Source organism: Thermobifida cellulosilytica TB100, assembly GCF_001517975.1.
Taxonomy (GTDB): Bacteria; Actinomycetota; Actinomycetes; order Streptosporangiales; family Streptosporangiaceae; genus Thermobifida; species Thermobifida cellulosilytica.
The window spans coordinates 28,468-53,271 of record NZ_KQ950180.1; the positions used below are offsets into that span (position 1 = coordinate 28,468).

The following is a 24,804-nucleotide window of genomic DNA, read 5'->3' on the forward strand; positions in this document are numbered from 1 at the left end:
GCTCCGTCGTCGAACGTCCTCACGTCCTGCGGCGACTGCTGATCACCGCGGCGGCGATCCCCGCACCGACCAGTACCCCGAGCGCTCCCCACAGCCACGACGCGGCCGTCTCGGCCGCGTCACCGAAGAACCAGACCAGGATGTTCAGTGCGGACACCACCTCGGACAAGCCTAAGCGAACGACTACAAGCCGTCGTACCCCCCTGCCCCGACACTATACGTAGGGGCGCTGCCGCGTTCCGGAGGCGCCTGCGGGCCAGAAACTCGGCCCAGGTGTGTCGAAAAGCCCGCGCTCTTCCCGAATGCCGGGGACAATGGCGCACAGCGGCACGACCTGCCGGTGTCGGTGCCCGGGCCGGACGTCGGCGCCGCGGTACGGTCGATCCGCCGGGAACCGACGCCCGACCCGCGTCGCACGGTCCGCGAGGCCCGGCACCGGGACGGGCCCGACTGTCGGCGACAACCACGCAAGGGGGCCAGGTGCGCCAATTCGATCTCGTCATCCGATCCCGACGCGCGGTCACACCGACGGGTGTGGGTCCGGCCGCGGTCGCCGTCCTCGACGGGCGTATCGCCGCGGTCGCCGACCACTCCGCCGACCTGCCCTGCCGGGAGGAGACCGATCTGGGCGAGGTCGCGTTGCTGCCCGGGATGGTGGACGTCGACGTGGCGGTGCAGGCTCCCGGACAACTGCTGTCCCAGGGGTACGCGCACACCACGCGCGCCGCCGCGGCCGGGGGCGTCACCACCCTCGTCGTGGCCCCGGCGCCCGCCAGCCCCGCGATCACCTCCACCGACGCGCTCCGCGCCCACCTGCACGCCTCGGCGAGCGACTGCGCCGTCCACGTCGCCTTCCTCGGCGGGGTCACCCCGCGCAGCGGCCCCGCCGAACTGGCGGACCTGCGCGCCAACGGCGTGGTGGGGTTCGCCTGCTCGCTGTCGGACGGGGGCGGCGCGGACCTGCCCGCCCTCGACGACATCCACCTGGGCAAGAGCATGGCCGAGGTGGCGACGATGGGCGTGCCGCTGGTGGTGCACGCCGAGGACGCCGGGGAACTGGGCACCCCGGTGGGGCCGAGCAACAGCGCGCTGCTGGCCGCGCGCCCGCCCCGGGCGGAGCGGCGCGGGCTGGAACGGGTGCTCGCCGCCGCACGGAGCAGCGGCGCCCGGGTGCACATCGCGCCGTTCGTGGCGGCCGAGTGCGCGGCGATCCTCGCCGCCGCGCGGGCCGTCGGCATCCCGGTGAGCGCCCAGACCAGTCCGCACTACCTGTGCCTGCCCGCCGAGCACGTGCCCGACAGCGACCCCGCCTACCGCTGCCGCCCGCCGCTGCGCTCCGACGCCAACCGCGGTGCGCTGTGGAACGCCCTGCTGCGCGGTTCGGGTCCCTCCGGGGAGACCGTCGTCGGCTCGGTGGGCTCGGGGCACCGGCCGGGCACCGGCATCGCGGCGATCCGGTGGAGCCTGCCCGCGCTGTGGACCGCGGCCCGGCGCCGCGGGTGCGGACTGGCCGAGCTGAGCCTGTGGACCGCGCAGCGCCCCGCGGAGCTGGTGGGGCTGGCCACCAAGGGCGCCGTCGAGGCGGGCCGCGACGCGGACCTGGTCGCCTTCGACCCCGACACCCACCAGGTGGTCCCCGCCTCCGACACCAGCCCGTACGCGGGGAGACGCCTGCAAGGGAGGGTGCTGGGCACGTGGGTGTCCGGCACCGCGGTGCCCTCCGAGCCCGACAAGGACCCCTCGCCGCGCGGCGGCCCCCTGCTGGCCGCCTACCACTAGGCGGCCGGGGCGGCCCGCACGGCGTGGCCTGGGCCCGCTCCACCGCTCCCGGCCGCCGCGCCCCGATCCCGCGTCCGCCGCGTGCGGGGCGGTGCGCTCCTGCGTGTCCGTCCGCGGCCGGAGCACGGGATCTGCGGCGGCGGGTGCCCCTGACCGGTGGTGTTCGGTCCGGTGGAGCGGATACCGTCGGGGATGAGAAGAACGGCCGGTTCCGCGGCCGCGACCCAGGTGTTCGGGAGGCGACAGGTCAGTGGCACGCACGGAGCCGACGACCCTCACCCGCGTGGCGGCCGTGGAGATGCGTCTGGTGCGGCTGCCCCGGCCGCGGCAGCGGTCCGGCGGCTGCGGCCGCTTCGTGCGGCACATCCTGGTCCGGGTGCGCGACGACGCGGGGACCAGCGGCTGGGGGGAGATCCCCGACGCCGACGACTCCCTGTGGGAGGCCCTGGTGACCGCCTACGCCCCGGCGCTGGTGGGGTACCGCTGGCAGCGGCCCACCGAGGCCGCGACGGCCTGGCGGTCGCTGGCCTACCGGCCCGCCGTGGCGGCCGCGCTGGACACCGCCTGCTGGGACCTGTGGAGCCGCCAGCGCGGCACCCCGCTGGCGCACGCGCTGGGCGGGGTCCGCACCGCCGTCGCCACCGGGGTCACGCTGGGGCCGCAGCCCTCCGTGGAGTCACTGATCCGCGAGGTGAACCGGCAGGTCAGCGCGGGGCACAAGCGCATCCGCCTGGCGATCGCCCCCGGCTGGGACGTGGAGGCGGTGCGCGCCGTGCACGAGACCTACCCGTTCCTCGTCCTCCAGGTGGACGGGGGCGGCCGCTACACCGAGAGCCCTGAGGACCTGGCCGCGCTGCGTGCCCTGGACGACTACGGGCTGCTCGCCGTCGAGCAGCCCTTCCCCGCCGACGACCTCGCCGCCCACGCCCGGCTCAGCCGCGCCCTGCGCACCCCGGTGGCGCTGGACGACTCCGCCGACTCCCTGGAGCGGCTGGACGAGGCGATCCGGCTGGGGGCGGGCTCCGCGCTGAACCTGCGGATCGTGCGGATGGGCGGGCTCACCCCGGCGCGGCGCGCCCACGACCGGGCGGTGGACGCCGGCTGGCAGGTGTGGTGCGGGTCCGACCACGAGTCGGGGCTGGGCCGGGCCGCGGTCGTGGCGCTGGCCTCGCTGCCCGGTGCGGCGCTGCCGTGCGAGATGCCTCCGGCGGGTGAGCGCTTCGCGCACGACCTGGTGCTTCCGGCGGTGCGGGCGCACGACGGCGTGGCGGCGGTCCCGCTCACCCGTCCTGGGCTGGGACACGAGGTGGACGAGCGCACCGTCGAGGCGCTGACGGTGCGCTCGGCGTCGCTGGGCCTCCTCGACTGAGCGGGGTCAGGCCCCCGGACCGGTGAGGTCCCAGCCGCGCCGGTCGGCGAGGTGGGCGGCGACGGTCACCGGGTCGTACCTGGCGGGGCGCTGCTCGTCCACGCAGGTGGGCAGCGGGGTCACGAGGGCGTCGAAGTCCCCGTCGTGGAAGAAGGTGGCCATCCGGCAGCGGTCCCGGCTGTCCGCCCCGGACGGGGGGACGACGCGGTAGACGGGCGAGACCCAGCGGTCGTTGGTCCAGCGCGCCAGCAGGTCGCCGACGTTGACCAGGACGGCGTCCCCTTCGGGGACGACGCGGTGCCAGCGGCCGTCGTCGCCCCGGTACTGCACGCACGGCTCCGGGGTGGCCCGGCGGATGGTGAGGATGCCCGCGTCGGTGCGCTCCGGCGTGGGCGCCGGAGGGTTCTCGATGCGGAGCACGTCGAGGGAGTGCCCGGTGTAGGTGTGGAAGAACCCCTCGGGCAGGTTCAGGGTGACGGCGAAGATCCGGGTGAGCCGACGGGCCAACTGTCGGACCGCCTCGAACCACGCCATCATCTGGTGGCGGAACCGCGGCAGGGCCGCCGGCCAGAGGTTCTCGGGGTAGTGCGCGGAGGGCAGGGCCAGGTCGCGGTAGTCGTCGGCCTGGGTGCCGATGGTGAAGGACTCGGCTGGGCGGAGTCCGGGCGCGACGGGGAACGACCGGTAGCCGCGGTCGATCCAGGCCGCGGGGGCGCCGACGGCCTGCTTGGCCCGGTCGTTCAGGGCGAAGAAGGTGTCCATCGCCCGTTCCAGTCCGTTCACGACGGGGTCGGGAATCTTGTGCCCGGCGATCTGGAGCAGTCCGGTCTCCGTGGCCGCGGCGTCCACCTGTGCGGCGATGGAGGCGCGGTGACGTGCCGAGCCCATCTCCCAGCGGGAGATGTTGATCACTGGTACGTGGAGGGGTCGTCCGGTCGCCTCGACCGAGTGAGTCATGGTCCTCTACCTCGCTGTGGAAGACCCGGCACGGCTGAGGGCGCCCTCCCGGGTGCTGGTGGCCGCGTCCTCATAGGCGCGGATGGCCGTCCCGGTGCGGGAGGTCCGCGCGGTCGTGCTGCGGCCCGGCTCTCGTGGTGGTGCTGGACCGCACACCGCATGCACCGGCCTCCCTTCGTCACTCCCCGCCGTCGACCCACATCCCGTGGGTAGTCGGTCACGGACCGTTTATCGTGACACTAGGAAGCTTTGGTTTCCGTTCTGTCAACTTGCGTAACGGGACTGTTTCGCAACTACGCAGTCCCGGAGGTCGCCCCATGATCGGTGGTTCACTATTTCCCTATGCGCCGGGATTGCTCCGCTGCAATTTCACTGCGTCGTATTGCCGCGGGGACTCCGCTCCGGAATGATCAGAAACCCCTCCTCCGCAGAAAGGAAGACCTGTGGCGTTGTACGAGGTACGCGCCCGCAAATGGGAGAACGGCTGGGAGCTCCGCGTCCCCGACGTGGGGGTCACCTGGTCGCCGACTCTGGGTGACGCCCCCGCGCGGGCCAGGGAGTTCATCTCCGCCCAGCTCGACCGGGAGGAGCGCACCGTCCACGTCGACCTGCAACCGCACGTGAGCGAGGAGCTCGACCAGTTGGCGGTCGAGGCCCGGCGTGCGCTGCACATCGCCGACGAGGCCGTGCGCACCGCCTCGGCCAAGCTGAGGGAGATCGTTCAGGGGCTCTCCGCCGCCGGGCTGCCGCTGCCCGACGTCGCCCAGTACCTCGGCGTCCCCCAGCAGCGCCTGGAGGAGCTGCTCCGGGACTGAGGCGGCCTCCGCGGGCCCGGCCGACCGCCCCCAGGTCCGCGGGGCCCCCCACGACCGCCCTTTTCCGGGCGGTACTGTAGCCCATGACACATACCATCCAGTCGGTCTGTCGGCGGCGCGGCCGCCGCGGACGGGAGGAGAAAGGGTCGCCCAGCATGCAGGAGTTCGCCGACGTCCACGCGCTGGCCGCCGCCAAGGGCAGCCACCTGGGGCACAGCCCCTGGCACACCGTCACCCAGGAGCAGGTCGACCGGTTCGCCGACGCCACCGGCGACCACCAGTGGATCCACGTGGACGTGGAACGCGCCGCCGCCGGGCCGTTCGGCGGCACCATCGCGCACGGCTTCCTCTCCCTGTCCCTGCTGCCGATGTTCTCCTGGCAGGTCTACCGCCTGCGCAAGGCCCCGGCCATGGCCATCAACTACGGCCTGAACCGGGTCCGCTTCCTGCAACCGGTGCGGGTGGGCTCGCGCGTCCGCGACGGCCTCGAACTGGTCGACGCCGCGGAGAACGCCAAGGGCATCCTGCTGACCATGCGGCACGAGGTCGAGATCGAGGGCGGGGAGCGTCCCGCCCTCGTCGCCGAGGCGCTGAGCCTGGTCGTCCCCTGACCCGGCCGCGCCCGGTCCGGTGCGGGACCCGGCAGGCATGAGGAGAACGGCGGAGGGTAGCGGGCGGCCGGCGGCCGCCGCCGCAGCCCCTGCCCCAGAGGCGATGCCGGAGGGGAATCCCTCCGGCTGATAGTTTTCTGTGTAGCGATCTTTCGCAGGGGTCAACTGTCAGATCTCTAGAACTGGAAGGTGCGTAGATGTCCGCGCCGTACTCGCTTCCGGAACTGCCCTACGACTACTCCGCGCTGGAGCCGTGGATCTCGGGCCAGATCATGGAGCTGCACCACGACAAGCACCACGCCGCCTACGTCAAGGGCGCCAACGACGCTCTGGAGCAGTTGGCGGAGGCTCGGGAGAAGGGCGACCTGGGCAAGATCAACCTGCTGCAGAAGAACCTCGCCTTCAACCTGGCCGGGCACGTGAACCACACGGTGTTCTGGCCGAACCTGTCGCCGGACGGCGGCGACAAGCCCGAGGGCGAGCTGGGTGCCGCCATCGACGACGCCTTCGGCTCCTTCGACGCCTTCCGCGCCCACTTCAACGCCGCGGCCACCGGCATCCAGGGCTCCGGCTGGGCCATCCTGGCCTGGGACATCCTCGGCCAGCGGCTCATCATCGAGCAGCTCTACGACCACCAGGGCAACCTGGCGGCCGGCTCCTACCCGCTGCTCATGCTGGACATGTGGGAGCACGCCTTCTACTTGCAGTACAAGAACGTCAAGGCCGACTACGTCAAGGCGTTCTGGAACGTCGTGAACTGGGCCGACGTCGCCCGGCGCTTCGAGGACGCCCGCAAGGTCGCCCTCGGCTGACCCGGTTCCGCGCACTGACGCGACAGGGGCGGTGCTCCGCACGGAGCACCGCCCCTCCGTCGTCCTCGGGCACTCAGGCGAGCAGCATCCGCACCGCCTCGCCCAGCGAGTCGGCCACCGGGTGGCCGGTCTCCTCCAGCCGCTCCCGGCTCATCAGCCCCGTGCTGACCAGGATCGCGCGGGCGCCCGCCGCGCGGGCGGCGTGCGCGTCGTCGTCGATGTCGCCGATGAGCACCACCGTGGCCGGGTCGATGTCCTGTGCTGCCAGGTGGTCGACCAGGTGCTCGGCCTTGGAGTCGGCGTCGGTGTCGTAGCGCCGCCCGTCCACCCTGGTGAAGTGCGGCACCAGGCCGTGCTCGGTGATCACCGGGACCAGGTGGTCGTGCGCGGCCATGGACAGCAGCGACTGCGACCCTCCCGCCCCGCGCCAGGTGTGCAGCGTCTCCAGCGCGCCGTCGGCCAGCCGGCAGGAGGGCAGCAGGTTCCGGTAGTGGCTGTCGTAGGCGGTGTTGAGCCGCGCCCACTCCTCTGGGGTGAGGGGCCTGCCCAGCAGTTCCTCGTAGAAGGGCACCAGCGGGCGGCGGAAGATCCGCCGCCACTCCTCCAGCTCCACGGGGGGTCGGCCGAACAGCGCGCACACGTGGTTGGCCGCGGCCAGGTTGGCGTGGTTGTCGTCGAGGAGGGTGCCGTTCCAGTCCCACACGATGTGTCGGACGCCCTCGCGCAAGGTCGGGAATCGCTCTTCCACGTCCCGTACTCTAGGCGCCCGAGGCAAACGTCCGGGAACGCGAGCTCACCCGCGGCGGCCCCGGCCGGACCCGCCGCCCGCCTCCGCGGCCCGGTCGCGCCGCCGCCCGTAGGACCACCCCGCGAGCCATCCCAGGGCCACGACCGCCACCACGACCAGCAGCAGGATCAGCACCGGCAGCAGGACGGCGAGCAGGGCCGTCACCGCGCTGACGGCGTCCTCGGCGGTGCTGACCACGGGCGCGCCCACACCCCCGCTGGCGCTGTTGACCATCATGCGGGTCACCGCCTTGGCGGCGTGGAAGAACAGCGCGATGACCGCCCCCACGACGATCATCCACACCCCGCCCCCGGAGTCGGCCGCGGCGACGTCCGCGTCGCCGCTCACCGCGGTCCCGCTGGCGCCGAAGACGATGCCGCCCGCCGTCGGCCGGATGACCGTCTGGAGCACGTCGTTGAGGTGGTCCAGGATCGGGATCTTGTCGGCCAGGAGCTCCACGACCAGGAGGACCGTGAGGATGCCCAGCGCCCAGGGGTCCTCCAGCCACTGCCACCCGCCGGACAGCGACAGCACGTCGGTGTAGCGGGAGAGCAGGCCCGCGACGAGCAGGGGGATGTAGGCGTTCAGTCCGGCCGAGGAGGCCATGCCGATCGCGGTCAGTATCTCCACTGTGTGGCGCCTTCTGGTCGGTCGCCCCGCACGGAGGCGATGGGGAGGTTCATCCCCGTTTGATGCCGACCGGGCCGCCGGGGTTCCCGCGTCCGCGGCGGATCCGCAGCAGGCCGCCTACTGCCGGTACCCCTCCACCTGGTCCCGGGGGCGGGGGTGCGCCTCGTCGGGGTCTCCCCCGAACTCCTCCCTGGCCCGCCGCTGGCGCAGCAGGTCCCAGCACTGGTCCAGGGTGGTCTCCAGCTCCCTGATGCGGTCGCGCTCGGCCGGGGTGAGCCGGTGCCCGCGCTGCTCCCTCAGGTCGCGCTCCTCGGTCACGAGCTCACCGATGCGCCGGATGAGCTCCACCTCGTGCCCGCTCTGTCCGCTCATGCCCCCATGCTCGACCGCCCCGCCCGGCAGGGCAAGCGCGCAACGCGGGGTTTCCGCAGATCACTGGTTGTCTGGCAGGGTATGTCCCACAGGTCGGATTGGCCGGGGCAGGCGGGGGAACACCCTCTTCACGCCGCCGCACGCCCCGCCGTCCGGCGATCCCCCGTCCCCCCACCCTTCCGGGAGCCCTGGTGAAGATCTACGCCGACCGTCCGCTGCGCCTCTGCGTGCAACTGCTGTGCGACGTCCTCGCGATCGCCTGGATCGCGCTGTGGGTGAAGGCCGCGACGGCCCTGCACGAGGCGCTCAGCGCGCTGGCGCGCCCCGGCGTCCTCCTGGAGGACGCGGGCGAGGGTCTGAGCACCCACATGGAGGCCGCGGCCGAGGCGGCGCGGGAGGTGCCGTTCGTGGGCGAGCAGTTGGCCGAGCCGTTCGTGAGCATGGGCGCGACCGGCGAGGACCTGAGCTCGGCCGGGGTGGGCTTCCAGCAGACCGTGGCCGAACTGGCCCTGACGCTGTCGCTGGCCGTCGCGGTCCTGCCCGCGGTGGCCGCGCTGGGGCTGTGGCTGCCGGCGCGGATCCGCTGGATCCGGCGGGCCTCGCAGGCCCGCGGGCTGCGCCGGGCGCCCGGGGGGACCGGGACCCGGCTGCTGGCGCTGCGCGCGCTGACGACGGCGCCGGTGGGCGCGCTGAGCCGCGTCCACGCCGACCCGGTGGACGCGTGGCAGCGCGGGGACGAGCGGGTCGTGGCGGAGCTGGCCGCCCTGGAGCTGCGGCGGCTCGGCCTGCGGTCCTGAGCGCCCGGGCCGGGACACGCGGGCGGATCAGCGACGATGGAGCGACCGCGCCCTCCGCGGTCGGGAAGTGACCGTCTCCGGAGCCCACTCCGGATATACCCGTAGGGGGTATGATTGGCCGAGGAAGCGACCAGCCGACAGGAGAACACCGCGATGGCCGCCTACGGCTACCACGACAACAAGCGGCGGCATCTGAACCGACTGCGCCGGATCGAGGGGCAGGTGCGCGGCCTGCAACGGATGGTCGAGGACGACGCCTACTGCATCGACATCCTCACCCAGACCTCCGCGGTGACCAAGGCGCTGCGCTCCTTCGCCCTGTCGCTGCTGGACGAGCACCTCAAGCACTGCGTGGCCCACGCGCTCGCCGACGGCGGCGCCGAGGCCGACGCGAAGGTGCGCGAGGCGTCCGAGGCGATCGCGCGGCTGGTCCGCTCCTGACCGATGTGGACACCGATCGAGAGACGAGGGTCGCCATGGCCAGCACCACCATCACCGTCACCGGCATGACCTGCGGACACTGCGTGAGCTCGGTGAAGGAGGAGATCGGCGAACTGCCGGGCGTGACCGACGTGCGCGTGGACCTGGCGAGCGGACGGGTCGAGATCGACAGCGCGGCCCCGCTCGACGCCGAGCAGCTCCGCTCCGCTGTGGCCGAGGCCGGCTACGAGGTGGTCGCCTGACCGTACGGCCGTAGACCGCACGGGCGCCGCACCCGCTCCGTCCCGCGCTCCCCGCGGGGCGGTGCCGGGCGGCGCCCGTGCCGTCCGTACGGGGCGGCCCCTCACTCCCCCAGCGCCAGGCTCACCTTCTCCCTGGCCTGCTCGGGCTTCAGGTAGCGGGAGTACTCCTCGATGTCCACCAGCGTCTCGATGCTGCGGTTGAGGAAGCCCAGCCGGCAGACCTCGCCGCCGAGCAGCGCCCGGATGCCCCAGTTGACGGCCACCCGCGTCCGGGCGGGGCCGGAGGGCACCGAGTACAGGTGGTAGGCCCTGGTCAGCGCCAGCGCGGGGGAGCCGGTGATCTCCACGCCGAGCGGGCGGGCCACCGCGTCGCGGCCGCTGAGGTCCACCAGCAGGCCGAGGTCGCGGTGGTGGTACTCCCTGCCCGGGCGTCCCAGCAGCGACGCGACGACGTTGTCCGCGGCCACCGGGCCCTGCCGGGAGGCGTGCTGCGCCGTGGGCGGGCAGAACGCGCCGTCGTCCTTGCTCAGGTCGGGGACGGCCGCGGAGTCGCCGATGCCGAAGATCTCCGGGTGCCCCGGGACCGCCAGGTCCGGGCCCACCAGGAGCTTGCCGCGCTCGGTGGGCAGGCCGGTGGCGGCGATGAGCGGGCTCGGCGCGGTCCCGGCGGTCCAGATCAGCGTCCGGCAGGGCAGCACCCGGTCGTCGGTGAGGGTCACCTTGTCCTGGGTCACCTCGCGGACGGTGACCTCCAGCGCCACCTGGATGCCGCGTGCGCGCAGCAGTTCCAGGGCGCTGCGCCCCAGGGTCTCGCCCAGCTCCGGCATCAGGCGGGGCGCGATGTCCACCAGGTGCCACTGGATGTGCCGGTGCAGGTCCGGGTAGAGCTTGCACGCCTCCTCGCACAGCAGCTCCATCGAGGCCGCCGTCTCCACGCCGGTGTAGCCGCCGCCCACCACGACGAAGGTGCAGCGCTCGTCGCGCTCGGCGGGGTCGTCGCTGGCGTGGGCCAGCTCCAGTTGGGCCAGCACGTGGTCGCGCAGGTAGACCGCCTCGGCGAGGTTCTTGTTGCCGCGGCCGTGCTCCATGAGGCCGGGGATGTCGAAGGTGCGGGTGACGCTTCCCGGCGCCAGGACGAGCCGGTCGTAGCGTTCGTAGCTGTACTCCCCCGAGATCTTGCGCACCACGACCGTGCGCCGCTCGACGTCGACCCCGAGGGCCGCGCCGGGGACGATCCGGGTGCGGCGGAGCTTGCGGTGCAGGGAGACGGCGATCGACTGCGGGGTCAGCAGCCCCGAGGCCACCTGGGGGAGCAGCGGCTGGTAGAGCATGTAGTCGTTGGGCGCGACCAGCACCAGTTCGGCCCTGCCCTGCGGAATTCTGCGTTCCAGTCGGCGCAGCGCGTTCAGTCCCGCGAACCCCGCGCCGACCACGACGATGCGTGGCCGTGTCATCGTCGGACCCCCTGTCAGTCGGACGTTCGCCGTGCCCGCTGCCCGCGGGCCGGGGGGCCAAACGTGGCGCCGTGCTACTCCGCGGCGGTGAGCAGCGCCGTCCGGGCCATCCGGAACAGCAGGTCGGCCATCCGGTCCCGGTCGAGTTCTCCCGCGCTGTGCGGGGTGGAGTTGAGCAGGCCGAACACCGCGTGCAGCGCGGTGCGCAGCACCGGCTCGGCGGTGCCGGGGCGCAGCCGGGCCAGCACGGCCACCCACTGCTCCACGTAGGCGCGCTGGAGCCTGCGGATGCGGTGCCGCGGCTCGGGCGGGACGCTGCCCAGTTCGCGGTCGTGCACGGTGATCAGCGCCGGCTCGTCCAGGGCGAAGGCGATGTGGCCGTGCAGCAGGGCGTCCAGGGCGTCGGCGGGGTCGGGGTGGGCGGCGACGCGGTCCTCTCCCCCGTGCAGCAGCCGCTCGCTGATGTCGAGCAGGACCTCGGCGAGCAGCGCCTCCTTGCTGGGGAAGTGCCGGTACAGGGCGGGGCCGGTGGTGCCGACCGCCCGGCCCAGGTCCTCGATGGACACGCCGCGGAAGCCGCGTTCGGCGAAGAGTTCGGCGGCGGCGCGCAGAATGGCCTCCCGACGTCCCGCCCCGCTGTTCCGCACCGTCGCACCTCCGTCCGCCTCGGTCCTGGACGCCAATGTTAACAGTGACTAACATCACTGTTGTTAATGCTCATTAACAATGTGGGGAGGGACGATGAGCGGCCCGTCCGTGCTCACCTCCGCCGTGGACCCGTCCAGCCCGGCCTTCCGGGCCAACGCCGAGGTCAACCGCGTCCTGGCCGCCGAACTGCGGCGCCACCTGGCCGCCGCGGCGCTGGGCGGCCCCGAGCAGGCCCGCAGGCGCCACCGGGCGCGCGGCAAGCTGCTGCCCCGGGAGCGCGTGGACGCCCTCCTCGACCCGGGGTCGCCGTTCCTGGAGCTGTCGCCGCTGGCCGCCCACGGGATGTACGGGCCCGACGGCCGCGACGCGCCCGCCGCCGGGATCATCACCGGGGTGGGGCGGGTCGCGGGCCGCGAGGTCGTGGTGGTGGCCAACGACGCCACCGTGAAGGGCGGCAGCTACTACCCGATGACCGTCAAGAAGCACCTGCGCGCCCAGGAGGTGGCGCTGCACAACCGCCTGCCGTGCATCTACCTCGTCGACTCCGGCGGCGCCTTCCTGCCCATGCAGGACGAGGTCTTCCCCGACCGCGAGCACTTCGGCCGCATCTTCTACAACCAGGCCACCATGTCCCGGCTGGGCATCCCGCAGATCGCCGCAGTGCTGGGCTCGTGCACCGCGGGCGGCGCCTACGTGCCCGCCATGAGCGACGAGGCGGTGATCGTCCGCGAGCAAGGCACCGTCTTCCTGGGCGGGCCGCCGCTGGTGAAGGCCGCCACCGGCGAGGTCGTCACCGCCGAGGAGCTGGGCGGCGGCGACGTGCACGCCCGCGTCTCCGGCGTGGTCGACCACCTCGCCGACGACGACGCGCACGCGCTGGACATCGTCCGCCGGATCGTCGCCACCCTCGGCCCCCGCCCGGCCCCCGCCTGGGAGGTCCGCGCCCCGCGGCCGCCCGCGGCCGACCCCGCCGACCTGTACGGCATCGTCCCCGCCGACACCCGCACCCCCTACGACGTGCGCGAGGTGATCGCGCGGATCGTCGACGGCAGCGAGTTCACCGAGTTCAAGGCCGAGTACGGCCCCACCCTGGTCACCGGGTTCGCGCACGTCCACGGCCACCCGGTGGGGGTGGTCGCCAACAACGGCATCCTGTTCTCGGAGTCCGCGCTGAAGGGCGCGCACTTCGTCGAGCTGTGCGACCGGCGCTCCGTGCCGCTGCTGTTCCTACAGAACATCTCCGGCTTCATGGTGGGCCGCGACTACGAGGCCGGGGGGATCGCCAAGCACGGCGCGAAGATGGTCACCGCCGTGGCCTGCGCCCGCGTCCCCAAGTTCACCGTCGTCATCGGCGGCTCCTTCGGCGCGGGCAACTACAGCATGTGCGGCCGCGCCTACTCGCCGCGCTTCCTGTGGATGTGGCCCAACGCGCGGATCTCCGTCATGGGGGGCGAGCAGGCCGCGGCCGTGCTGGCCACGGTGCGCCGCGACCAGATGGCCGCGCGCGGCGAGGAGTGGACGGCCGAGGCCGAGGAGGCGTTCAAGGCCCCCATCCGGGCCCGCTACGAGGAGCAGGGCAGCCCCTACTACTCCACCGCGCGACTGTGGGACGACGGGGTCATCGACCCGGTCGACACCCGCACCGTGCTCGGGCTGGCGCTGTCCGCGGCCCGGCACGCCCCGCTGGAACCGGTGGGCTACGGCGTCTTCCGCATGTAGCCAGACAAGGAACGGAGCCCGCGATGACGACCTTCCCCACCCCGCTGTCCGGGTCCCCCGCCGTGCTGGTGGCCAACCGGGGCGAGATCGCGGTGCGGATCATCCGCACCCTGCGGCGACTGGCGCTGCGCGCGGTGGCCGTGTACAGCGACGCCGACGCCGACGCGCCCCACGTGCGCGCCGCCGACACCGCGCTGCGCGTGCCCGACTACCTGGACGCCGCCGCGATCGTCGAGGCCGCCCTGTCCGCGGGGGCCGACCTGGTCCACCCCGGCTACGGCTTCCTGGCGGAGAACGCCGCCTTCGCGCGGGCCTGCGCCGCGGCGGGACTGGTCTTCGTCGGCCCGCCGCCGGAGGCCGTGGAGGCGATGGGCGACAAGATCCGCGCCAAGCGCACCGCGGCCGCCGCGGGGGTGCCGCTGCTGCCCGGCTTCGCCGAGACCCCGGGCCGCCCCATGTCCGACGCGGAGCTGGCCGCCGCGGCCGAACGGGTCGGCTACCCGCTGCTGCTCAAGCCGTCGGCGGGCGGCGGCGGCAAGGGCATGCGCCTGGTGCGCCGGGCCGCCGAACTGGCGGAGGCCGCCGCGGCGGCGCGCCGGGAGGCCCGGGCGGCGTTCGGCGACGCCACCCTGCTGGCGGAGCGGTTCGTGGAGCATCCGCGCCACATCGAGGTGCAGGTCCTCGCCGACGCCCACGGCAACGTCGTGCACCTGGGGGAACGCGAGTGCAGCCTCCAGCGCCGCCACCAGAAGATCGTGGAGGAGGCCCCCTCCCCGCTGCTCACCCCGGACCGGCGCGCCGCGATGGGGCGGGCCGCGGTGGCCGCCGCCCGGGCCTGCGGCTACGTGGGCGCGGGCACCGTGGAGTTCGTCGTGCCCGCCGCGGACGCGGCCGTGCCCGGCACGGACGCGGACCACTTCTTCCTGGAGATGAACACCCGCCTCCAGGTGGAGCACCCGGTCACCGAGGAGGTGGTCACGATCCGCGGTGTGCGCGGCATCGACCTGGTGGAGGCGCAACTGCGCATCGCCCTGGGCGAGGAGCTGCCGTTCGCCCAGGACGACGTCTCCTGGACCGGCCACGCCCTGGAGTGCCGGATCTACGCCGAGGACCCGGCCCGGGGCTTCCTGCCCACCGGGGGCCGGGTACTGCGGTGGGAGGAGCCCGCCGGGCCGGGCGTGCGGGTGGACTCCGGGATCGCCGGGGGCGGCGTCGTCACCTCCGCCTACGATCCGCTGCTGGCCAAGGTCACCGTGTGGGACGCCGACCGGGCGGGCGCGCTGCGGCGGGCCGACGCCGCCCTGGCCCGCACCACGCTGCTGGGCTGCGGGGCCAACACCGCGTTCCTGCGCGCCCTGCTGGCCCGCCCCGAGGTGGCCGCCGGGGACCTGAGCACCGGCCTGGTCGAACGGCTGCGCCCGGAGCTGACCGCCGACGCGGGGGCGGACGAGGAGGTGCTGGCCGCCGCGGCCCTGGACCGGCAGCTCGGCCTGCGCCCTCCCGCCGGGGAGGCGAACCGCTTCGCCGTGCCCGACGGCTGGCGGATCGGCGGCCCCGCCTGGACCGTGTGGCGGCTGCACCCCGCCGGGGGCGACGCCGTCGCGGTCCGGGTCCGCGCCGAGCCCGGCTCGCCGGACCGCTTCCAGGTGCGGGTGGGCGACGGCGCGCCCGTCGCCGCCTCCGCAACCCGCACCGCCGACGGCCGCGGCCTGCACGTCGTCTACGGCGGGCGCGCCCACGACTACGCCCGCGCCGAGCACGGGCGCGACCTGTGGCTGGGCCGCGGCGGGGCGGCCTGGCACATCCGGGAGGAGGCCCGTACGGCCCCGCTGCGGACGCCGGAGGCGCACGCCGACGGCGTGCTGCGCAGCCCCATGCCCGGCACGGTGCTGGCCGTGCCGGCCGTCCTGGGCGGCGCCGTGCGGGCGGGCGCGACGGTCGCCGTGGTCGAGGCCATGAAGATGGAGCACCCCGTCACCGCGCCGTTCGACGGCACCATTACCGAACTGCGTGTCCGCCCCGGGCAGTCGGTGGCCATGGACGACCTCCTGGCCGTCGTCGCCCGGGCGTCCGGTCCGCAACCGGACCGCTCGGCGTCCACCACCACCGAGGAGCAGAGCTGATGTCGTACCGTCTCAGCCCGGAACACGAAGAGCTGCGCCGCACCGTCGCGGAGTTCGCCCGCACCGAGGTGGCGCCCGTCATCGGCGACTACTACGAGCGCGCCGCCTTCCCCTACGACATCGTCGCGAAGATGGGCCGGATGGGCCTGTTCGGGCTGCCCTTCCCGGAGGAGGTGGGCGGCATGGGCGGCGACTACTTCGCGCTCTGCCTGGCCCTGGAGGAGCTGGCGCGGGTGGACTCCTCGGTGGCGATCACCCTGGAGGCGGCGGTGTCGCTGGGGGCGATGCCGATCCACCGCTTCGGCAGCCCCGAGCAGCAGGCGACCTGGCTGCCCCGGCTCTGCTCGGGCGAGGCGCTGGGCGCGTTCGGGCTGACCGAGCCCGACGGCGGCTCCGACGCCGGAGCCACCCGCACCACGGCCCGGCTCGACGGCGGCCAGTGGGTGATCGACGGGACCAAGTGCTTCATCACCAACTCCGGCACCGCCATCACGGCCCTGGTCACGGTGACCGCGGTGACCGGCAGGCGGCCCGACGGGCGCCCGGAGATCTCCGCGATCATCGTCCCCTCGGGTACCCCGGGCCTGTCCGTGGGGCAGAAGTACTCCAAGGTCGGCTGGAGCGCGTCGGACACCCGCGAACTGGTCTTCGCCGACTGCCGGGTGCCCGAGGACCACCTGCTGGGCGAGCGGGGCCGCGGCTACGCGCAGTTCCTGCGCATCCTGGACGAGGGGCGCATCGCCATCGCCGCGCTGGCGGTGGGCCTGGCCCAGGGCTGCGTGGACGAGAGCCTGCGCCACGCGGGCGAACGGGTCGCCTTCGGCCGGCAGATCGGCCACTACCAGGCGATCCAGTTCAAGATCGCGGACATGGCGGCCCGGGTGCACACCGCCCGCCTGGCCTACTACGACGCGGCCGCGCGCATGCTGGCCGGGGAGCCGTTCAAGAAGGAGGCGGCCATCGCCAAGCTGGTGGCCTCCAACGCGGCCATGGACAACGCCCGCGACGCCACGCAGATCTTCGGCGGCTACGGGTTCATGAACGAGTTCCCCGTGGGCCGGTTCTACCGCGACGCCAAGATCCTGGAGGTGGGCGAGGGCACCTCGGAGATCCAGCGCATGCTCATCGCCCGCGAGCTGGGGCTTCCCGCCTGAACCGGGGCGGTCGGGCTCAGGCCGGGTCTCCGGCGTCGCCGCTCCCGGACCGCGCCCCCGCCTCGCCGTGGCCCTCCCCCGTCTGCCGGTACAGGCCGCAGGCGTGGGCGAGCGCGGCCGCGGCCTCCTCGAACCGCCCCGCCTCCCGCAGCGCCAGCCCGAGGTTGCGCCAGGAGCCCGCCTCGCCGTGCATGTCCCCCGTCTGCCGGTACAGGCCGCAGGCGCGGGTGTGGGCGTCGACCGCCTCCTCGACGCGCCCTGCCCGCCGCAGCACGACGCCGAGGTCGTGCCAGGCCGCCGCCTTGCCGTGCATGTCCCCCGTCTGCCGGTACAGGCCGCAGGCGCGGGCGAGCGCGGCCGCGGCCTCCTCGAACCGCCCCGCCTCCCGCAGCGCCAGCCCGAGGTTGCGCCAGGAGCCCACCTCGCTGGAGGGGTCCTCCAGGCGGTGGAAGATCCGGCGGGCGCGGGTGTGGGCGTCGGCCGCCTCGTCGAACCGTCCGGTTTCGCGCAGCGCCAGGCCGAGGTTGTTCCACGCCCCCGCCTCGCCGTGGGGGTCGTCCGTCTGCCGGTGCAGGTCGCGGGCGCGGGTGAGCGCGGCCACGGCCTCCGCGTACCGCCGCGCCTGCTGGAGCACGGCGCCGAGGTTGTTCCAGGCCGCCGCCTCGGCGGCCCGGTCGCCGGCCGCGTGGGCGGCGGCCAGGGCGGAGCGGGCGACTTTCTCCCAGTCCCCGAAACGGCGCCCGTGGTAGAGGTACCGGGCCAGGTGCCCGGGCAGGGCGACGGCCGCGCGGGCGTGGCCGAGCGCGGGGGCGGCCAGAGCGGCGGCCACCAGGGCGTCTCCCTCCCGGTCCAGCCACGCCAGCGCCTCCTCCCGGGAGGCGAACGGCCCGTCGGGAGCCTGCCGGCCGGGCAGGGCCCGCAGGCGGGCGTCGGCGGCACCGGCGGTGTCGGTGTAGTGGTCCAGCAGCCGTGCCAGCGCCCGGCCGCGGTCCCGGTGGGGGTGGGCGGCGGCGTGGTCGGCGAGCAGGTCGTGCACGCCCACCGCCCCGGGGCGGGCCGGGTGAGCAGGCGCGCGGCCGCCAGCTCGCCCAGCGCCTCCTCTGCCTCGTGCCGGGTGAGGCCGGTCAGCACCGCGGCCGCGGCGGTGGAGACGCTCGGCCCGGGAGCGGAGGCGACCAGGAGGAGCACCCGCGCCCGGTCCGGGGCCGGTCCGGTGAGGCAGACGTCGAGCAGGGCCCGCAGCGCCCGGGGCTGCTCCCCGTCCTCATCTGTCCGCGAGGCGGCCTGCTCCAGCCGTCCGGCCAGGCCCGCCGGGGTCAGGCCGGGGCTGCGGGCCAGGTGGGCGGCGGCGATCTCCAGCGCCAACGGCAGGCGCCCACACAGCCCGGCCAGGCGGTCCAGCCCTTCCCGGTCGCGGGCGCGTACGTCGTCGCTGCGCAGGGAGGAGGACAGCAGCTCCCGGGCCGCCTCGGGGGTGAGGGCGGCCAGGTCCACGCAGCGGACGCCGGTCAGGGAGTGCAGGCCGCGCCGTCCGGGGGCCACCAGGCGGTGCCCGCCCGGCCCCGGCAGCAGGGGACGCACCTGGTCGGCGCTGCGGGCGTTGTCGGCCACCACCAGCACCGGGCGCTGCTGCTCGTCGGCGCGGGACAGGGCGGCCAGGGTGGACCGGTAGCACGCGGCCCGCTCCTCCAGGCCGGGCGGAACGCGCTCGGGGTCCACCCCGGCCTGGTGCAGCAGCACCTCCAGGGCCTCCTCCGCGGACAGGGGTTCGGCGCCGGGGGCGTGGCCGCGCAGGTCCACGCACAGCTCCGCGCAGAACCACCCCCGGTGGCGGGCGACCGCACCGGCGGCCGCCACCAGAGCGGTCTTGCCCGTCCCGCCCGGAGCCGACACCACCGTGCCGGTCTTCCCGTCCCGCTCCGCCCCGGCGGGGGCGAGCCAGTCCAGCAGCGCCGCCAGCTCCTCCGTCCTCCCCACCAGTGTTGCGGGAGGCGGCAGGAGGGGCAGCGCCGCGGCCCGCAGCCCGGTCAGGTCGATCCGGGTGTCGGGGGTGGGGCGCCCGGAGTCCTCGCCCTGCTGTCCGCCGCCGGTCACCGGAGCCTCCCGCCCGGTGCCGGGGCGAGCCCGGCGCGCACGTCCCGGCCCGCGCGGACCTCCCGCGCACGGGTCCGCTCCCCGACCGGGGAGGCGCCCCGGCGCGTCCCCGGCGTCAGCGGCCCTTCGGCCCGTGCGTCTTCCATGTGTCGACCACCGCCCCGCTGCTGGTTCCGAGAGAGTGCAGCAGGTGCCGGGGCGGGCCGACGGTCGGACCGTGACCGGGACCGCCGCGCCCGCACCCGGGCCTCCCCTCACTCCACGCGGGCGATTGTGTCCTATTTACGGAGATATGGACAGTTTTTAATGGGGGCAGGAACCGGGTGGCCGGACCGGCGGCACCCGCCCTCCGGCGCCGCGGGGCTTCCCCGCCACGGACACGCGGACCGCGGCGGGCCTGCCTGCTCCGCGGAACCGTCGGAAGCCCTCGGAGCGAGGCGAGCAGGCCCGGGCACGCGCCTTGCCCCGGGCGTCCTCAGACCGGTGCTCGTCGGCCTCGGCGAGGTTGCGGTGGTAGCGGGCCTGGCCGTCCCCGCCCGCCGCCGTTCTGCTCCGCCCCGCACCGGGCTGCGGGGTACCGGAAGCCGACGCCCCCACGAACCGGTCCCCGGGGCCCCGCTCCCGGAGCAGGGCACCGCGGAGCACAGCACGGGGGCCGCCGCTCCCGTGGGCCGGTGGCGCCGCAGCGCGCCGGGGCGGCCCCGCCGCGCCGGGCTCAGTCCTCCTCGGCCCGGCTCCACCACTCCACCGCCTCCACCACCCTCCCCTGCTCCTCGCACAGCCCGGCCAGCGCGCGCATGGCGCCGACGTGGCCGTCCTCGGCGGCGCGCCGGTACCACTCCTCGGCCTCGGCGGTCCGCCCCCGCGACTGGAGCAGCGTGCCGAGGCCGACCATGGCGTCGGCGTCACCGGAAGCGGCGGCGCGGCGCAGCAGGCTCTCGTCCGCACCGGCCTCCTCCCGCTGCCGGAGCAGGTAGTCGAGGGCGTCCATGGCGTCGGGGTTTCCGGCGGCCGCGGCGCGGTGCCACCAGACCTCGGCCTCGGCGGTCTTTCCGCGCTGGTGGAGCAGCACGCCGAGGTTGTACATCGCCTCGTCCCGGCCCCTCTCGGCGGCGCGCCGCTGCCACTCCTCGGCCTCGGCGGTCCGCCCCCGCGACTGGAGCAGCACGCCCAGGTTGTACATGGCGGTGGTGTCGCCGTCTTGGGCGGCTTTCCGGTACCACTGTTCGGCCTCCGTCTCCTCCCCCCGCTCCGCGAGCAGGAGGCCGAGGCTGTTCATGGCCCGGGGGTTTCCTGCCGTGGCGGCGCGTCTCCAGGCGGCCTCGGCGATGGGAAGAAGGTCGTGGTCGTAGGCGGCCCAGCCGATGGAGGTGTGGACGGCCGGGTCGGCGGTGTGCTCCAGGGCCAGGTGCCACAGGCCCTCGGGAAGGGGGGTGGTGGTCCGGTCGACGAGGTAGTCGAAGGGCCGCCAGGCCGTGGGCGGGGTGTCGGCGGTGGCGGGCAGCAGCAGGCCGCAGGTGCCCTCGTGGACACGGGCGGCCCAGGCCAGGGCCTGCTCGAAGGGCTCGGGGCGCAGCACGGCGGGCAGGTCGTAGAGCTCGTGGGCGGCCTCCAGCAGATCCCGGTCGGCGTGTTCGACGCCGATACGGGCCAGGTCCACGCAGGCGGCCACCACCCAAAACGCCCGCGGATGCCCGCCCTCGCCGACGGACAGCTCCCGCTGGGCCTGCCACAGGTCGTACAGGGCCGGCGCCGAGGACAGGTACTCGCCCACCCCGTGGCCGCGGCCGTCGCGCTGGCGACGCGCCGCCTCGACCACCGCGGCGTCCCCGCTGGCCTGCGCGCGCTCCAGCTCCGCCTCACTCCACCGGCGGGCGATCTCCACCGGGTCGGCCTCGCGCAGCAGGCCCTGCTCCTCCTCGCCGAGGCGCAGACCGGGCACGGCGTGCTCCGCGGGGCCGGGGTCGGTGAGGCGGGCGTAGGCGCCCCGGCGCAGGGTGGCCACCACCACCGCGCCCGCCCGGCGGAACCGCTCCAGCAGGGAGTTGGTGAGCCGGGTGCCTTCGTTGAGGTGCTTGTCGAGGTCGTCCAGCCACACCACCGCCCGTCTGCTGCTTTCCCGGATGCGGGCGGCGACGGCGTCTGCGAGGCGGGTCAGGTCGGCCCCCGGGTCGGGCACGTACACGTCCCGGTCGGCGAAGCGGGCGGCCACCGCCTGCCAGGCCGCCCGGGTCTTGCCCGCCGCGGACGGCCCCACCGCCAGCACGAGCGTCCCGTGCTCGACCGCCCGGTCCAGCCGCCGGGCCAGCTCGAGGTCGCAGTCGCGCGCCACGTAGGCGGGCAGGCCGTCCCTGGAGCGGTGCACGCCCACCCGCAGCGGGTCCACCTCGGCCACCGGCGCCGACCACCACTCCCGGTGGCGCTGCGGTCCGGCTGCCGCACCCCGCGCGCGGGGGCGCAGGGCCCAGCCCCACAGGCCCGCCGACAGCAGGAGCGCGGCGGGGACCGCGAGCCAGCCGAGGGGCACCGCTGCCGGTCCCGGCTGGTCTTCGGCCGTCCACAGCACCGCGGCCGCGGCGGCCAGGAGCACGGTGGTCGCCAGCGCGACAGGAATTTTCACAGACCTGCCCATAACGCCACGTTTCCACCAAACTCCGGCCCTGGCGAGACGTCCACCCCGAATTCGTCACTCGCCTCGACCACTCTCCCACGGTCCGTGACCGCACGTCCGCGGGGCCGTCCCGTGGCGGCCCGCGGCTTTCCGGCCGCCCGCACAGGAGCGCCCCGGGTCGGCGACCCGGGGCGCGGAGGACCGGAGCGGCGCAAGGCGTCCCGGCCGCCCCTGCCGGAACGCGGCGGTGCGGGTGCCCGCGGTCCGGTCCGCGGCCGTCAGGAGACGTGGTCGGCGGGGCCGGACTTGATCGCCTCGACCAGGCGGCCGACCTGCTCCTCGGGCAGGTGCTGGGCGAGGTCGGCCTCGCTGACGATGCCGACCAGCGTGCGGTTCTCGATCACCGGCAGCCGTTTGATCTTGTGCTGGATCATCTCCTGCAACACGGTCTCGATGTCGGCCTGGGCGTCGACGTAGAACGGCTTGCCCTGGGCGAGCTCGATCGCGCTACAGGCGTCCGGGTCCTTGCCCTCCGCCAGGCACTTCACCACGATGTCGCGGTCGGTGATGATGCCCTTCAGCTTGCCGTCCTCTCCGCAGATGGGCAGCGCGCCCACCCCCAGGTCGCGCATCATGCGGGCCGCCTCGGTCAGGTTGACGTTCGCGTCGACGCACGTGGCGCCCCGGTGCATGACATCCTTGGCGGTGGTCATGGATTCCCCCCTTGTGCTGGCGTTCCCGCACTCCTGTGTCCTCCCGTAGCGGGAACACGGGGCCCCTACCCACCAACCGCGACAGCATCCATCCAGAGGGCAAACCGCACACCGGCTGCCGCGGCTGTCTCAGCGGCGGCGGCAGATCATGATCTCGGTGGTCGGGCTCTCCGTCCGCGACCGCACCAGGCGCCGTTCCAGCGGGTAGAGGGCGGCCCCGGCGAGCCACCCGGTCGGCTCGGTGAGCGTGGCGGCGCGCAGCACCCCGCCCCACGCCTTGCGCCACAGCGTCCCCGCGTCGACCTGGGCGTTCATGAGCACCAGGAACGGGGAGCGGTGCACCACGTCGAAACCGGCCCGGTCCAGTCGTGCGGTGATCCAGCCGATCGGCCGGTTGACCTGGTTGACGCCGCGCTGCGCCGGACGGTGCAGGAAGTTCTCCGAGAACACGAAGTAGCCGCCGGGGCGCACCAGGCGGGCGACGGACTCCACGGCGGCGGTGTAGCGGTCGTCGTCGGTGATGTGGAAGAGCACGTCCATGCAGGAGACCGCGTCGAAGTCGGCCCCGGCGAACGTGTCCCCCGGCTCGGCGACGTCCAGGCGTTCGAAGCGCAGCGCGGGGAAGTGGTCGCGCAGCCGCGCCACGGCCGCCTCGGTCAGGTCGCTGCCGGTGATCGAGGCGGCGCCCAACTGCTGCCAGGCGCGGACGTAGAAGCCGGTCCCCGAGCCCACGTCGAGCACGCGCGCGCGGGTCCAGTCCACGTCGAGGGCGCCCACCCGGTCCAGGAACACCTCCCGGCGCACCCGGTACATCCACTCGTTGAACGACCTGCCCAGAGCCCGGTAGCCGACACCGGTCTCCGTCCAGTCCGCCGCCAGGCGCTCCTCCCAGAAGGCCCTGCGTTCGTCTTGGGAAGTCATGCCCGCATGATTCCCCGTCGCCGTCGGCAGGTCCAGCATCCCGCGCCGGAGCACGGCAAAGGAGCGGGGTACGGCTCGTCCGGCCGAACCCCGCTGTCCTTCTCATCTAGCGCCAGGAGGGGTGACCGCCGGTGGAGGTGGTCTCGGCGGAGGCGTCGCCGATCGCGATGGCGTGCTCGACCAGCCGGATCAGGGTGGCCTTGGTGGAGGCCCTGTCCCGCGCGTCGCACTGCACGATCGGGATGTCCTCGCTGAGCGTGAGGGCGTCCCGCACCTCGCTGATGGAGTGGGGGTAGTAGGAGTCGAAGCCGTTGATCGCCACGATGAACGGCAGCTTCGCCTCTTCGAAGTAGTCGATGGCCGGGAAGCAGTCCGCCAGCCGCCGGGTGTCGACCAGGACCACGGCTCCGATGGCGCCCTTGACCAGGTCGTCCCACATGAACCAGAAGCGGTGCTGTCCGGGGGTGCCGAACAGGTAGAGGATGAGGTCGGAGTCGAGGGAGACCCGACCGAAGTCCATGGCGACCGTGGTCGTCTGCTTGTCCGGCGTCTTGGCCAGGTCGTCGACGCCGACGCTGGCGCTGGTCATGACCGCTTCGGTGGTCAGTGGAACGATCTCGGAGACCGACCCCACAAACGTCGTCTTACCGACGCCGAAGCCCCCGGCGACGACGATCTTCACCGACGTCATCGCGTTCGCCACAGCACCGCCCTCGTCGGCCGGGCTAGAGCTTGCGAAGTCCACTGAGTACCCTTTCAAGCAGGTTGACGTTGGGTCGGCTGTCGGTGTTCAGCGACGACCTAATCTGCACAAGACCCTGTTCTGCCATGTCTGCCACCAGGACCCGGGCAACACCGAGCGGGATCCGGCACAGGGCGGAGATCTCCGCCACCGAACGCCACTCCTGGCACAGGTCGCTGATCGCCTGGCATTCGGGGGTGAGGGTCCCGAACTCGCTGCGCGCTGTCGCCGTCGTGGAGATCAGCGCCTCCAGCGGCAGCTGAGTCTTGGGCCTGGTCCGGCCTCGGGTCACCGCATAGGGGCGGACCAGCGAACTCGGTGCGTTCTCACTGATCGACCACTGTTGTCCGGTGACCTGCTGGGGGGATTGCGTCATCTCCCCACCGGTCAGGGGATCGGGCAGCGGCTTGGGCGCGCTGGCTGACGGGGAATCGCCGAACCACGAGGCGCTCCCGGGGTCTCTACCGTGAGGTGGTGCCACCACTTCCTCCTGTCGGTGGTGGGTCAGTGGATACCCGACGTGCGCGCCGCCGGGGTCAGCGCCCGGCCGGCCCGCTCGACGAGCAGGGTCATCTCGTAACCGACCAAGCCGAGATCGCATTCCGCGGCAGCGAGTACCGCGAGACACGATCCGTCGCTGATCGCCATGATAAGGAGCAATCCACGCTCCATCTCGACCACGGTCTGGGCGACCGCTCCGCCCTCGAAGACCCGGGCCGCGCCCTGGGTGAGGCTGGAGAGACCGGAGGCGATCGCAGCGAGCTGGTCGGCCCGATCGGTGGGGAATCCGGCTGAGGCCGCCAACGGTAGACCATCCGACGACACCACGATCGCGTGCGCCACGTCGGGCACACGGTTGGCGAAGTCAGTGATCAGCCAGTTGAGTTCGTTCACCGGTTGACTCATCTGCTCTCCTGTCGGTCCCAGCCTTTGCATCGACCGATCTGGTAAACGGCCGACAGCCGAGAGTTTCTCGCGGATGACTTGATGGCGATCCCATGTCCGAGAAGTGC

General features: G+C 74.0%; 25 protein-coding genes and 1 pseudogene. 11 read left to right on the top strand and 15 right to left on the bottom strand.

What is annotated here, in order from left to right; translation table 11 throughout:
• Positions 1–19: 19 nt before the first annotated feature.
• On the bottom strand, positions 20–160 hold the full coding sequence (locus AC529_RS19875; protein ID WP_157080014.1) for a hypothetical protein: 141 nt from the start codon (positions 158–160) through the stop codon (positions 20–22).
• A 374-nt stretch (positions 161–534) separates the two neighbouring features.
• Between AC529_RS19875 and AC529_RS00120 the strand changes: the two genes are divergently transcribed.
• Positions 535–1,779: an amidohydrolase family protein gene (locus AC529_RS00120; RefSeq protein WP_232306507.1), complete on the top strand. Its 1,245-nt coding sequence runs from the start codon at positions 535–537 to the stop codon at positions 1,777–1,779.
• Positions 1,780–2,029: 250 nt separating this feature from the next.
• Entirely contained in the window at positions 2,030–3,148 is a 1,119-nt protein-coding gene (locus AC529_RS00125; RefSeq protein WP_068752899.1) for an enolase C-terminal domain-like protein, read from the top strand.
• Positions 3,149–3,154: 6 nt separating this feature from the next.
• On the opposite strand, the gene AC529_RS00130 is transcribed toward AC529_RS00125, so the two are convergent.
• Positions 3,155–4,105 carry an isopenicillin N synthase family dioxygenase gene (locus AC529_RS00130; protein ID WP_083947823.1) on the bottom strand — a complete coding sequence of 317 codons (951 nt, stop codon included), beginning with the start codon at positions 4,103–4,105 and terminating at the stop codon, positions 3,155–3,157.
• A 443-nt stretch (positions 4,106–4,548) separates the two neighbouring features.
• Here AC529_RS00130 and AC529_RS00135 point away from each other — a divergent pair, with 443 nt between their 5' ends.
• The 3 genes from AC529_RS00135 to AC529_RS00145 all read left to right on the top strand — a co-directional run bounded on the left by AC529_RS00135 (position 4,549) and on the right by AC529_RS00145 (position 6,343).
• The gene (locus tag AC529_RS00135) at positions 4,549–4,920 is read left to right on the top strand and encodes a hypothetical protein (protein ID WP_068752900.1); all 372 of its coding nucleotides are present in this window, start codon (positions 4,549–4,551) and stop codon (positions 4,918–4,920) included.
• A gap of 155 nt (positions 4,921–5,075) precedes the next feature.
• Entirely contained in the window at positions 5,076–5,531 is a 456-nt protein-coding gene (locus AC529_RS00140; protein WP_068752901.1) for a MaoC family dehydratase, read from the top strand.
• Positions 5,532–5,728: 197 nt separating this feature from the next.
• On the top strand, positions 5,729–6,343 hold the full coding sequence (locus AC529_RS00145) for a superoxide dismutase (RefSeq protein WP_068752902.1): 615 nt from the start codon (positions 5,729–5,731) through the stop codon (positions 6,341–6,343).
• 73 nt (positions 6,344–6,416) lie between these two features.
• Here AC529_RS00145 and AC529_RS00150 read toward each other — a convergent pair whose 3' ends face one another.
• The 3 genes from AC529_RS00150 to AC529_RS00160 form a co-directional block, all read right to left on the bottom strand.
• Positions 6,417–7,091, bottom strand: coding sequence for an HAD family hydrolase (locus AC529_RS00150; RefSeq protein ID WP_068752903.1), 675 nt, complete (start codon positions 7,089–7,091; stop codon positions 6,417–6,419).
• A 45-nt stretch (positions 7,092–7,136) separates the two neighbouring features.
• Positions 7,137–7,760, bottom strand: coding sequence for a DUF4126 domain-containing protein (locus AC529_RS00155; protein ID WP_083947824.1), 624 nt, complete (start codon positions 7,758–7,760; stop codon positions 7,137–7,139).
• 117 nt (positions 7,761–7,877) lie between these two features.
• Positions 7,878–8,132, bottom strand: coding sequence for a DUF2630 family protein (locus AC529_RS00160; protein ID WP_068752904.1), 255 nt, complete (start codon positions 8,130–8,132; stop codon positions 7,878–7,880).
• 191 nt (positions 8,133–8,323) lie between these two features.
• On the opposite strand from AC529_RS00160, the gene AC529_RS00165 reads away from it, so the two are divergent.
• The 3 genes from AC529_RS00165 to AC529_RS00175 all read left to right on the top strand — a co-directional run bounded on the left by AC529_RS00165 (position 8,324) and on the right by AC529_RS00175 (position 9,612).
• The gene (locus tag AC529_RS00165) at positions 8,324–8,929 is read left to right on the top strand and encodes a hypothetical protein (protein ID WP_068752905.1); all 606 of its coding nucleotides are present in this window, start codon (positions 8,324–8,326) and stop codon (positions 8,927–8,929) included.
• A 153-nt stretch (positions 8,930–9,082) separates the two neighbouring features.
• Positions 9,083–9,370, top strand: a complete 288-nt coding sequence (locus AC529_RS00170; RefSeq protein ID WP_068752906.1) for a metal-sensitive transcriptional regulator — start codon at positions 9,083–9,085, stop codon at positions 9,368–9,370.
• Positions 9,371–9,405: 35 nt separating this feature from the next.
• Positions 9,406–9,612, top strand: coding sequence for a heavy-metal-associated domain-containing protein (locus AC529_RS00175; RefSeq protein WP_068752907.1), 207 nt, complete (start codon positions 9,406–9,408; stop codon positions 9,610–9,612).
• 101 nt (positions 9,613–9,713) lie between these two features.
• Here the strand turns inward: AC529_RS00175 and AC529_RS00180 are convergent, their stop codons facing one another.
• Both AC529_RS00180 and AC529_RS00185 read right to left on the bottom strand, forming a co-directional pair.
• Positions 9,714–11,066 carry an NAD(P)/FAD-dependent oxidoreductase gene (locus AC529_RS00180; RefSeq protein WP_068752908.1) on the bottom strand — a complete coding sequence of 451 codons (1,353 nt, stop codon included), beginning with the start codon at positions 11,064–11,066 and terminating at the stop codon, positions 9,714–9,716.
• Positions 11,067–11,140: 74 nt separating this feature from the next.
• Positions 11,141–11,713, bottom strand: coding sequence for an SACE_7040 family transcriptional regulator (locus tag AC529_RS00185; protein ID WP_068752909.1), 573 nt, complete (start codon positions 11,711–11,713; stop codon positions 11,141–11,143).
• A gap of 109 nt (positions 11,714–11,822) precedes the next feature.
• Here AC529_RS00185 and AC529_RS00190 point away from each other — a divergent pair, with 109 nt between their 5' ends.
• From AC529_RS00190 to AC529_RS00200, 3 genes are read left to right on the top strand one after another with little or no spacing between them, the layout of a single operon-like run.
• On the top strand, positions 11,823–13,433 hold the full coding sequence (locus AC529_RS00190; protein WP_394326430.1) for a carboxyl transferase domain-containing protein: 1,611 nt from the start codon (positions 11,823–11,825) through the stop codon (positions 13,431–13,433).
• Positions 13,434–13,456: 23 nt separating this feature from the next.
• The gene (locus AC529_RS00195; protein ID WP_068752911.1) at positions 13,457–15,556 is read left to right on the top strand and encodes an acetyl/propionyl/methylcrotonyl-CoA carboxylase subunit alpha; all 2,100 of its coding nucleotides are present in this window, start codon (positions 13,457–13,459) and stop codon (positions 15,554–15,556) included.
• Positions 15,556–16,710, top strand: coding sequence for an acyl-CoA dehydrogenase family protein (locus tag AC529_RS00200; RefSeq protein WP_068752912.1), 1,155 nt, complete (start codon positions 15,556–15,558; stop codon positions 16,708–16,710). Before AC529_RS00195 ends, AC529_RS00200 begins: the two co-directional genes overlap by 1 nt.
• 16 nt (positions 16,711–16,726) lie before the next feature.
• On the opposite strand, the gene AC529_RS00205 is transcribed toward AC529_RS00200, so the two are convergent.
• The 8 genes and pseudogenes from AC529_RS00205 to AC529_RS00240 all read right to left on the bottom strand — a co-directional run bounded on the left by AC529_RS00205 (position 16,727) and on the right by AC529_RS00240 (position 24,697).
• On the bottom strand, positions 16,727–17,746 hold the full coding sequence (locus AC529_RS00205; RefSeq protein WP_068752913.1) for a tetratricopeptide repeat protein: 1,020 nt from the start codon (positions 17,744–17,746) through the stop codon (positions 16,727–16,729).
• A gap of 605 nt (positions 17,747–18,351) precedes the next feature.
• Positions 18,352–19,062 (bottom strand): annotated as a pseudogene (locus tag AC529_RS21285) (hypothetical protein); the annotation flags it as partial.
• Between the two features lie 457 nt (positions 19,063–19,519).
• Positions 19,520–21,424 (bottom strand): tetratricopeptide repeat protein, encoded by a 1,905-nt coding sequence (locus AC529_RS21105; RefSeq protein ID WP_068752915.1) that lies wholly within the window; start codon positions 21,422–21,424, stop codon positions 19,520–19,522.
• Between the two features lie 269 nt (positions 21,425–21,693).
• Positions 21,694–22,128, bottom strand: a complete 435-nt coding sequence (locus AC529_RS00220; protein ID WP_068752916.1) for a CBS domain-containing protein — start codon at positions 22,126–22,128, stop codon at positions 21,694–21,696.
• Between the two features lie 129 nt (positions 22,129–22,257).
• Positions 22,258–23,049: a class I SAM-dependent methyltransferase gene (locus AC529_RS00225; RefSeq protein ID WP_068752917.1), complete on the bottom strand. Its 792-nt coding sequence runs from the start codon at positions 23,047–23,049 to the stop codon at positions 22,258–22,260.
• Positions 23,050–23,155: 106 nt separating this feature from the next.
• A complete protein-coding gene (locus tag AC529_RS00230) occupies positions 23,156–23,740 on the bottom strand; it encodes a GTP-binding protein (protein ID WP_068754326.1) in 585 nt (194 codons plus the stop codon).
• A 34-nt stretch (positions 23,741–23,774) separates the two neighbouring features.
• Complete coding sequence (locus AC529_RS00235) at positions 23,775–24,167, bottom strand: DUF742 domain-containing protein (protein WP_394326423.1); 393 nt, start codon at positions 24,165–24,167, stop codon at positions 23,775–23,777.
• A 128-nt stretch (positions 24,168–24,295) separates the two neighbouring features.
• Entirely contained in the window at positions 24,296–24,697 is a 402-nt protein-coding gene (locus tag AC529_RS00240) for a roadblock/LC7 domain-containing protein (RefSeq protein WP_068752918.1), read from the bottom strand.
• Between the last annotated feature and the right edge of the window lie 107 nt (positions 24,698–24,804).

Coding starts and splice junctions, on each gene's coding strand:
- AC529_RS00130 (WP_083947823.1), bottom strand. CDS start 4,105: ATGACTCACTCGGTCGAGGCGACCGGACGACCCCTCCACGTACCAGTG.
- AC529_RS00140 (WP_068752901.1), top strand. CDS start 5,076: ATGCAGGAGTTCGCCGACGTCCACGCGCTGGCCGCCGCCAAGGGCAGC.
- AC529_RS00145 (WP_068752902.1), top strand. CDS start 5,729: ATGTCCGCGCCGTACTCGCTTCCGGAACTGCCCTACGACTACTCCGCG.
- AC529_RS00160 (WP_068752904.1), bottom strand. CDS start 8,132: ATGAGCGGACAGAGCGGGCACGAGGTGGAGCTCATCCGGCGCATCGGT.
- AC529_RS00170 (WP_068752906.1), top strand. CDS start 9,083: ATGGCCGCCTACGGCTACCACGACAACAAGCGGCGGCATCTGAACCGA.
- AC529_RS00175 (WP_068752907.1), top strand. CDS start 9,406: ATGGCCAGCACCACCATCACCGTCACCGGCATGACCTGCGGACACTGC.
- AC529_RS00180 (WP_068752908.1), bottom strand. CDS start 11,066: ATGACACGGCCACGCATCGTCGTGGTCGGCGCGGGGTTCGCGGGACTG.
- AC529_RS00195 (WP_068752911.1), top strand. CDS start 13,457: ATGACGACCTTCCCCACCCCGCTGTCCGGGTCCCCCGCCGTGCTGGTG.
- AC529_RS00200 (WP_068752912.1), top strand. CDS start 15,556: ATGTCGTACCGTCTCAGCCCGGAACACGAAGAGCTGCGCCGCACCGTC.
- AC529_RS00220 (WP_068752916.1), bottom strand. CDS start 22,128: ATGACCACCGCCAAGGATGTCATGCACCGGGGCGCCACGTGCGTCGAC.
- AC529_RS00225 (WP_068752917.1), bottom strand. CDS start 23,049: ATGACTTCCCAAGACGAACGCAGGGCCTTCTGGGAGGAGCGCCTGGCG.
- AC529_RS00230 (WP_068754326.1), bottom strand. CDS start 23,740: ATGACGTCGGTGAAGATCGTCGTCGCCGGGGGCTTCGGCGTCGGTAAG.
- AC529_RS00235 (WP_394326423.1), bottom strand. CDS start 24,167: ATGACGCAATCCCCCCAGCAGGTCACCGGACAACAGTGGTCGATCAGT.
- AC529_RS00240 (WP_068752918.1), bottom strand. CDS start 24,697: ATGAGTCAACCGGTGAACGAACTCAACTGGCTGATCACTGACTTCGCC.